5 protein-coding genes and 1 CRISPR repeat array are annotated in these 7644 nt (G+C 26.6%); all 5 genes read left to right on the forward strand.

Annotated elements, in window-relative coordinates:
- The first annotated feature begins 474 nt into the window (after positions 1-474).
- From cas10 to csm5, 5 genes are read left to right on the forward strand one after another with little or no spacing between them, the layout of a single operon-like run.
- Positions 475-3006 (forward strand): type III-A CRISPR-associated protein Cas10/Csm1, encoded by a 2532-nt coding sequence (gene cas10, locus CLV39_RS00305; RefSeq protein WP_121922248.1) that lies wholly within the window; start codon positions 475-477, stop codon positions 3004-3006.
- A 36-nt stretch (positions 3007-3042) separates the two neighbouring features.
- The gene (gene csm2, locus CLV39_RS00310; protein ID WP_121922249.1) at positions 3043-3480 is read left to right on the forward strand and encodes a type III-A CRISPR-associated protein Csm2; all 438 of its coding nucleotides are present in this window, start codon (positions 3043-3045) and stop codon (positions 3478-3480) included.
- Positions 3481-3494: 14 nt separating this feature from the next.
- On the forward strand, positions 3495-4301 hold the full coding sequence (gene csm3, locus CLV39_RS00315; RefSeq protein WP_121922250.1) for a type III-A CRISPR-associated RAMP protein Csm3: 807 nt from the start codon (positions 3495-3497) through the stop codon (positions 4299-4301).
- A 10-nt stretch (positions 4302-4311) separates the two neighbouring features.
- A complete protein-coding gene (gene csm4, locus CLV39_RS00320; RefSeq protein ID WP_121922251.1) occupies positions 4312-5259 on the forward strand; it encodes a type III-A CRISPR-associated RAMP protein Csm4 in 948 nt (315 codons plus the stop codon).
- On the forward strand, positions 5260-6402 hold the full coding sequence (gene csm5 / locus CLV39_RS00325) for a type III-A CRISPR-associated RAMP protein Csm5 (protein ID WP_121922252.1): 1143 nt from the start codon (positions 5260-5262) through the stop codon (positions 6400-6402). It begins immediately after the preceding gene.
- Between the two features lie 277 nt (positions 6403-6679).
- Positions 6680-7179: a CRISPR direct-repeat array (repeat unit 30 nt; unit sequence GTTTGTAGCCTACCTATGAGGAATTGAAAC).
- Positions 7180-7644: the final 465 nt, after the last annotated feature.

Raw genomic sequence — 7644 nt, forward strand, 5'->3', positions numbered from 1 at the left:
ACATCTTAAGGAAGTTTAAGAAAAAGTGGTTTGACCTTATAACAGGATTAAAGAAGGTAGTAAAGATACGGCTTTACAGACTAAAAGGTATCTCCAAATCCCTGCTTGATGAGGGGATAGGAGTATTGGCAGCGTGAACCTGCCAGGAGGGATAAGGACAGCGTTAAGCTGTCAAACTCCCTCAGAAGCTCCCCGTCCGTAAGGGCGGGGAGTAGTTCACCTTCAACCTCTTATTTTTCTGATGATGATTATATTACCGATCCTGCTTATTGCCATCTTGCTTCCAATATATATCATGATATTTGCTACGATGATGATTTTTTAAATAATGATTGGGATGATACTTGGAATAATAGTTGGGATGATGACTACTAAAAATTGTCAGAAATTACAAAAATTATTGTTTATATAAGGTTGACTAACAAGAGAATTTTATGATAAAAATAAAAATGTTTTAGAGAAAAGGGGGATGATATGGATAAAAATACAAAATATTTAATATCCTTAGCAGGATTTTTTCACGATATAGGAAAATTTTATCAAAGAGCTACACATATAAAAACATCTGAAAATCAAAAAAAGGAATTTGGATATGCACATGCTTATTTATCCTATAGAGCCATAAATGAAGAATTAATAGAAGGATTTAAAGCAGTATTTTCAAAAGATGAAATAGATAAAATATTAGATGGTGTTTATCACCACAAGCCAAACTCAGAAATACAATATCTAATTCAAAAAGCAGATTGGATATCTTCTTCAGAAAGGGCAAAAGAAGAAACTATTTATAATGTAGATGTTTTACCAGAAGATCAGAAAAAACAACTTGTTGAATTTGCAGAGCAAAATCCAAGACTTAGAAGTATTTTTGAAAATCTAAAACTAAATAAAGAAGTTATAAAATCAAACTATTTTTATAAAATATCACCTTTAAATCTATCAAAAGATATATTTCCAAAAAGTTTAGAAGAAGCATTTATTGATTTAAATGAAAAAACTAAAAATGAAATTTTAGGAGATTATAAAGAACATTGGCAAAAATTTAAAAATGAGTTCAATGAAAAATTAAAAAATGTAAATCTGAAATTTTCAGAGCATCCTGAAAAGATTTTTAGTTTAATATATCATCTACTTTATAAATATCTTTGGTGTATTCCAGCATCAACCTTTGATAAAGAAAATTATACAAAACATTATCCAGATATATCTTTATTTGACCATTCAAGGATTTTATCAGCAGTTGCTACTGTTTTTGCAGATTCAAATAAAGATTTTAATAAAAATTGGGAAAAAACAAAAAAAGAAAAATTGTTTTTACATTTAAAAGGTGATATAAGTGGAATTCAAAAATTTATATATAAAGTTCATCAAGGGCAGGGAGGAGTAGCTAAAAGACTTAGAGGAAGAAGTTTTTATATAGCTTTACTTCCAGAAGTTTTATCAAAATATATACTAAATCAGCTTGGATATCCTATTACAAATCTTCTTTATAGTGGTGGTGGAATTTTTGAAATACTAATTGCAAATACAGAAGAAAATAAAGAAAAATTAAAAGAGATAGAAATAAAGATAAATCAGTTTTTAGCAGAAAATTTTGAAGCAGATTTAGGCTTAGCAATAGGAAAATATGAATACTCACCTGAAGAACTTGAAACAAACTATCAAAAAGTATTAGAAAGATTAAATGAAAATTTAGATAATGCAAAAAAACAAAGATTTAACTATTTACTTGAAACAGGGAAAATATTTGAAGTTTTAAATTACAAATCAAACCAAATTAAAGAAAACAAGAAAAAATGTCCAAGTTGTAATACATATCTAATTGGAGAATCAAAAGAAGTTTGTGATTTATGTGAAAAATTTAAAAATATAGGGCAAATTTTACCAAATACTAAGTATTTAATATTTTCAATAAAAAAAGAAAATAGCAAAAATGAAAGAGCTATATCTTTTGATGAGTTTGGCACAGTCTATTTAATAGAAAATAAAGAAGATTTAATAAATTTTTCAAAAGATAAAAATGTAGTAGAGATATTAAAAATTAATGATACTTCTTTAAATAGATACTCAACAGGATTTAAATTTATGGGAAAAGTTGTTCCAAAAGCTACCACAAAAATATTACCAGAAGAAACAGGAGAAGAAGAAATAATATATAAAGATCAGATAGTTTCATTTACACTTTTAGCAGAATACTCAGAAGGAGATAGCAGAATAGGAATTTTAAGAATGGATGTAGATAATCTTGGAAAACTTTTTAGTTTTGGACTTAAAGGAAAAATATCCATTTCAAGAATTGCTACAATAAGTAGAATGTTAGATTTATTTTTTGCAGGATATTTAAATAATATATGTGAATCTTTAACAGGAAAAGTAAAAGCAAAAGAAAAAGATAAAAATTTCAAAATAGACAACCTATTTTATATACTTTATTCAGGTGGAGATGATGTTTTCTTAATAGCACCTTGGGATAAAGCTATAGAAGTAGCAAAACTAATAAATGATAAATTTAAAGAATTCACCTGTTATAATCCAAATATAACAATATCAGCAGGATATATACAAGTAAAACCAAAATTTCCAATAAAAACAGCGGCAGAAATAGCAGGTGAGTCAGAAGATATAGCAAAAGAAAAAGGAAAAAATAGAATATCTGTTTTAGGAGATGTAATAACTTGGGATGAGCTTGAAGAGATAAAAGAACAGGCAGATAAATTAGAAGAACTTATTGAAAAGCAAGAATTACAAAGAGGATTTATATATGCAGTTCATAGATTAAAAGAGCAGTTTTTGAAAGATGAAACACAAGAAGATAAATTAGTATTTCCTTATAAAGAAAAACCAAATCCAATGTTTTATCCTTACGCACAATACTATATTGCGAGAAACATAAAAGGAGATTTTAAAGAAAAAATAGCAAAAATGTTATTTGAGGAAAAAATTATGAAGAAATTAACCTTTTTAACAAATTATGTTTCATTGAAAACAAGAAGTCAGAAAAGTTAAAAAATTTTGTTTATATATAAAAAAGGAGGGTTTAAAATGAAGAATACAAAAGAAAAAGAGAAAAATTTCATAGATGAAATAACAACAGAGATAAAAAAGGCTAATAAACTTTCAGAAGTTTTAAAGCCAGAAACTTTTGCTATTCCAAATGGGTGGGCAGACGAAATAGTTAGACAATTAAAGAAAGGAAAATCAGGTACCTCATTAAAAACCTCTCAACTTAGAAAAATATTTGCAGAGATAAAAGATATATGCGATAAAAAAATAAAAGGATTATCGGAAGATAACACAGAATTATATCTTTTATATCCAAAACTTGCTTATGCAAAAGGAAGAAATTTACTACCAAAAGATTTTTATAATCTACTTGTTGCATGCTTAGACAAACTAAAAAACTCTACAGATAAAGAAGATTTTAAAGCATTTGAAGAATTTATGACAGCAATAGTTGCTTATAATAAACAGTATGAATAAAGGAGGGTAAAAGTATGAATTTAGAATTTAAAGGAACATACTTAATAAAAGCTAATATATATTGCTTAACAGGGCTACACATAGGAGGTTCAAAAGAAAGTTTTGAAATAGGCGGAATAGATAATCCAGTCATAAAAACACCTATATCTTTAACTTTACCAGATGGCAGAGAAATAAAAGAAGGAATACCATATATTCCTGGTTCCTCATTAAAAGGAAAAATGAGAAGTTTACTTGAATGGCAGTATAAACTTGTTAAAATAGCAAAAGACAAAAAAGGAAATATAAAAAGTAAGTTTGAAATAAAAGATCCTGAAAACCCTAACAAACTTAATGATGTAGCTATAACTTTTGGAGTTGGAGTATCAGATTTAAAAGAAGTTTCAGAAATAGCAGGACCAGTAAGAATTAAAGTTTATGATGCATATCCAACAGCAGAAACAATCAAAAAATGGGAAGAAGAACTTGGAGCAGGATTATATACAGAAGTAAAAACAGAAAACGCAATAGATAGAATTACAGCACAAGCAAACCCAAGACAACAAGAAAGAGTGCCAGCAGGCTCAGAATTTGAAGTAGAAATAGGCTATGAAGTTTATGACGAAGAAGATCATAATAGAATAAGAATAATCTTTGAAGGAATGAAAAGAGTAGAAGATAACTATTTAGGTGGTGGAGGTTCAAGAGGAAACGGTAGAGTTATATTTAAAGATATAAAAATATATTTCAAAGATAGATCCTATTATATAGGACAGTCAGAACCACAATTAAAAGGAGAATATAAATCTGTATCTGAAGCTTTAAAAAACTTTCAAAAATAAGGTATAAGCAATGAATATATATAAAGTAGATATTACACCATACTCAGTTTTTAAATCATTACCGTCAGCTTACACAATTTTTGGAGCAATATCTTGGGCTTATAGACTTTTATATGGAGAAGAAGATTTAATAAAACTACTAAATAATTTTGAACAAGGTAATATTCCATTTTTAATAAGTTCAATATTTCCAAAACAAGATAAAAATTTATTACTACCAAAACCAATACTAAAATCAATAAGAAAAAGCACAAATCAAAAAATAGACTTTAAAAAATTTAAAAGGATTAACTTTATCCCGATAGATTTATTTACAGAAATACTACAAGGAAAAATACAAGATGAGTTAGAGCTGAATTTAAAATTAGAAGAGATAAACTTATCAACTACAAAATTTGCAACAGTTGATAATATTCCACATGCATCAATAGATAGAATTACAGGTTCTACAGGAGAAGGTGGAGAACTTTATTTTGAAGAAATAGTTGCAATATCAGAAGGATATTTCTTTTTAGCAGTAGAAAGCCAAGAAATAAAACAAAAAATAGAAAGCAGTTTAAAAGTTATAGAAGATATTGGACTTGGCGGAAATAGATCTATAGGATTTGGAAAAGTAAAATTTGGAAAACTTGAAGAAATAAAACAACTCAAAGAATATTTCACAAATAAAACAGATAGATTTATAACTTTATCACCAGTAATTCCAGATAACAAAATAAATTACAAAGAAAGTTTTTATGATTATTTCACATTTAGAGGAGCTGTTGATAACAATTATGATTTTAAAGGAATGGATATTTGGAAAAATAAAGTATTTTACCTAAAAGAAGGAAGTCAGATAAAAGTAAAAGAAAACTCAAATTACTATGGAAATTTAATAAAAAATCAAAAAGCAGGAAAAAATATTTATCAGTATGGACTTGCGTTTCCTTTATATATACAAGGAGGGAATAAATAAATGCCAGAATATAAATTAAAAACCCTTTCACCAATACATATAGGAAATGGAGAACAAATAAATAACTGGGCATATTCAATAGATAACAATAAAATATCAATATATAAATTTGAAAAAGTAGTAAATAGCATAAAAAATAACAAACAAAGATTAATAAATCTAACTGCAGAAATAGAAAGAAATCCATTAACAAAAAATATTGGAGATATTATAAAAGCTTGGAAACTAAATATAGAGTCAGAATACACAATTGAAATAAAAGGAAAAATCAAAAACCATAGAAATGAGTATAAACAGATATGGGACTTTATAAAAGAAGGTAATGAAGTTTATATACCAGGAACAGAAATAAAAGGAGCAATAAGAACAGCACTTTTTTACAAAATCCTAAAAGACAAATTCAATCAAGATAAAAAATTAAAAGAAAATTTCCTAAAAGATTATGAAAACTGCCTACGAGGAGAAAATAAAAAAGAAATAAAGAAAAACTTTGAAAGATTATCAAAAAAATGGGAAAATTATGTTTTTAGAGGAGATTTTAAAGAAAATGACGGAAAAAAAGATTTTTTAAGATTTTTAATAGTGTCAGATACAGATTTAAAAAATCCAGAAGAATGCTTAGAAGTAGATGATATAAAACTAATAGGAGCTTCAGGAAGTTTTGAAGAACTACATGAAGTTTTAAAAGCAGGAACAGAATTTAAAATTAAAATGAATATACCTTGGAAAGAAGAATATGAAGGATTTATTTCAGACAATTATAAATATTTAGGATTAAAAAAATTAAGAGAAGCTTGCAATGAATTTGCAGAAAGTATTTTAGAAACAGAAATAGAATATTTTAAAAATACATCAGATTTAAATCAAAGAGACAAAGAAATAATATTAGTAAAATTAGAACGAAGATTAGATCTTGTAAAAGTAGCAACAAATAAAAAATGGTTAGTATTAAGACTTGGAAAACATCAAGGGTTCCATAGTATTACAATAAATTTATTAGTAAAACAGCTAAATCAGATGTTATTTGCAAAAGCATTTAAAGAAATAGCACCAAAAGGTTATGAAAACAAACCAAACAAATCAAGAAAAATAACCTTAACTAATGAAATACTCGGATGGTTAATAATTGATTTAAATTCTTAAAAGAAAGTTTTATAGCATAAAGATCGGATTTCCCAAAAATTTGTCGATCAGGTAATTTTAGGGAAATTTTAGTACTTTTAAGATGTTAAAATTTTGCCAAAATTTAACTCTAAGCTAATAATGATGCTGATTTGTCGATCCCCAAGAATTTTTACAGGATTGAAGGTCGACAGAAAATAAACTCAATTTGACAAGAAAATTTTTTTGATGTAAATTTTAAATATAGCTAATATTTATGCTGGTTTCTTGGCAACAGAATATGAATAAAGAAGAAAGGGTTTGTAGCCTACCTATGAGGAATTGAAACCAACTCTTCTCTTGCTTCACAGTCATCGTCATAATCAGTTTGTAGCCTACCTATGAGGAATTGAAACTTTAATTAGCTACGGGGATAAGGAGATAGAAAAAACAGGTTTGTAGCCTACCTATGAGGAATTGAAACAAATATTTTTCATATCAATTGGAGTTAATATTTCTGTTTGTAGCCTACCTATGAGGAATTGAAACTCGCATTATCAAAAATAAACATTTCAATAAAATCACCGAGTTTGTAGCCTACCTATGAGGAATTGAAACCTCTATTTCTACTTTTCATCAGAGTTTCAACTATTTTGTTTGTAGCCTACCTATGAGGAATTGAAACCTCTATTTCTACTTTTCATCAGAGTTTCAACTATTTTGTTTGTAGCCTACCTATGAGGAATTGAAACCTCTATTTCTACTTTTCATCAGAGTTTCAACTATTTTGTTTGTAGCCTACCTATAAGGAATTGAGATCCTATAAATTTGAATTTACTTTAATTAAAAAAATAGCTTATAAAAATTTAGTATAAATCTAATCCAAATTTGGATTAAATTCTTGATGAAAAAAAGATAATATCTCATACTTATTATTTCTCGCTAAATTTTTATTTCTACTCTTTATCCATAAATTTACTTTAAAAATTTCATATCCTGATTTTATCTTTTTTTATAACTGAAATAATATTTTTCGCTATTAGCTCTTTAACTAAATTTATTACCTTGTAGTCAGTTATTCCTCTTTTAATGTCTTTAATATGAACAATAAATTAACCTTAACTATTCTTGTCAAAATTTTATTTTTAAAAACAAAATCAAGGTTTTATACAGGTTTACTGAAAAAGACTTTTTTACATATAGAAAAATATATAAAGTTTTATTAAAACTTTACTTTCTGTATAATATTTGAAAATATAAAATTAGGAATTTAGCTATGCTAAA

Source organism: Hydrogenothermus marinus (genome assembly GCF_003688665.1).
GTDB classification, from domain to species: domain Bacteria; phylum Aquificota; class Aquificia; order Aquificales; family Hydrogenothermaceae; genus Hydrogenothermus; species Hydrogenothermus marinus.

Coding starts and splice junctions, on each gene's coding strand:
- cas10 (WP_121922248.1), top strand. CDS start 475: ATGGATAAAAATACAAAATATTTAATATCCTTAGCAGGATTTTTTCAC.
- csm2 (WP_121922249.1), top strand. CDS start 3,043: ATGAAGAATACAAAAGAAAAAGAGAAAAATTTCATAGATGAAATAACA.
- csm3 (WP_121922250.1), top strand. CDS start 3,495: ATGAATTTAGAATTTAAAGGAACATACTTAATAAAAGCTAATATATAT.
- csm4 (WP_121922251.1), top strand. CDS start 4,312: ATGAATATATATAAAGTAGATATTACACCATACTCAGTTTTTAAATCA.
- csm5 (WP_121922252.1), top strand. CDS start 5,260: ATGCCAGAATATAAATTAAAAACCCTTTCACCAATACATATAGGAAAT.